This is a genomic window from Teichococcus wenyumeiae (assembly GCF_003696345.1).
In the GTDB taxonomy this organism is placed as follows: Bacteria; Pseudomonadota; Alphaproteobacteria; order Acetobacterales; family Acetobacteraceae; genus Pseudoroseomonas; species Pseudoroseomonas wenyumeiae.
Genome location: NZ_RFLX01000149.1, coordinates 1 through 1213, shown reverse-complemented (window position 1 = coordinate 1213; position 1213 = coordinate 1). Strand labels below are relative to the sequence as shown.

Below are 1213 nucleotides of genomic sequence, written 5' to 3'. Positions count from 1 at the left end.
TGGGCCTGTTGTGCGTGGCGGGTTTATCCGCCTGTGCGGGGCAGGACAGGCTGCCGCCGACGGTGGCGGCCCGCACGGTCAATGCCGATGCGCAGGAGTACCTGCTGGGCCCGGGCGACAAGCTGAATGTGTTTGTGTACCGGGCGCCGGAGCTGAGCGCCAACGGGCTGCCGATCCGCCCGGACGGCCGGGTGTCGCTGCCGCTGGTGCCTGACATCGAGGCCGCCGGCAGCACGCCGAGCCAGCTGGCCCGCCAGATCGAGGCGCGGCTCAAGGAGTATGTGCTGGAGCCCAATGTCACGGTGATGGTGCAGTCCTTCGAGGGCGCGCCGGACCGCCAGATCCGGGTGATCGGCGAGGCGGCGCAGCCGATGGGCATGCCCTACCGCGAAGGCCAGACGGTGCTGGACGTGATGATCAGCGCCCGCGGCCTGACCCGCTACGCCGCCGGCAACCGTGCCGAGATCATCCGCCGCGGCGCCCCCGGCCAGCCGGCGCGGAGCATCCCGGTGCGCCTGTCCGACCTGCTGCGGGATGGCGACATGTCGCAGGACATCGCCATGCAGCCGGGCGACACGCTGGTGATCCCGCAGGGCTGGTTCTGATCCCATGAGCATTCTCGCCATGGCCCGGCGGCAGGCGGTGATCGGCTGGCGGCACCGCTGGAAGGCGCTGCTGGTGGGCTGGGTCGTCTGCCTGCTCGGCTGGGCTGCCGTGTATGCCATTCCCAACCAGTTCGACAGCAGCGCCCGCATCTATGCCGATGCCGATGCCATTCTCGGCTCCGCGCTTCGCGGCATCGCCATCGACAGCTCGCCGGCGCAGCAGGTGGAGGTGCTGCAGCGTACGCTGCTGAGCCGGCCCAACCTGGAGAAGGTGATCCTGCGCACGCCGCTGGAGCAGCGGGTGCAGTCGGTGGCCGAGCGCGATGCCCTGATCTCGCGCCTGACGCGCGAGATCCGTATCACGCCGCAAACGCGCAACCTCTTCACCATCGAATACCGTGACCGCGACCCCAAGGTGGCGCGCGACGTGGTGCAGGCGGCGCTGAACCTGTTCATGGAAGCCGCCACCGCCACCGACCGCCAGCAGATGGAAAGCGCCCGCGACTTCGTCGCCCAGCAGCTCGCCTCCTACGAGGTGCAGCTGCGCCAGGCCGAACGCCGCCGCGCCGAGTTCCAGGCACGCTATATCGACCTGCTGCCCTCCGAGG

General features: G+C 70.0%; 1 protein-coding gene and 1 pseudogene. Both read left to right on the top strand.

Annotated features, from left to right (window positions below):
- A partial coding sequence (locus tag EBE87_RS28295) for an XrtA/PEP-CTERM system exopolysaccharide export protein (protein ID WP_233553601.1) occupies positions 1-605 on the top strand: 605 nt, incomplete at its 5' end.
- A 4-nt stretch (positions 606-609) separates the two neighbouring features.
- Positions 610-1213: pseudogene (locus EBE87_RS28290) on the top strand (XrtA system polysaccharide chain length determinant); the annotation flags it as partial.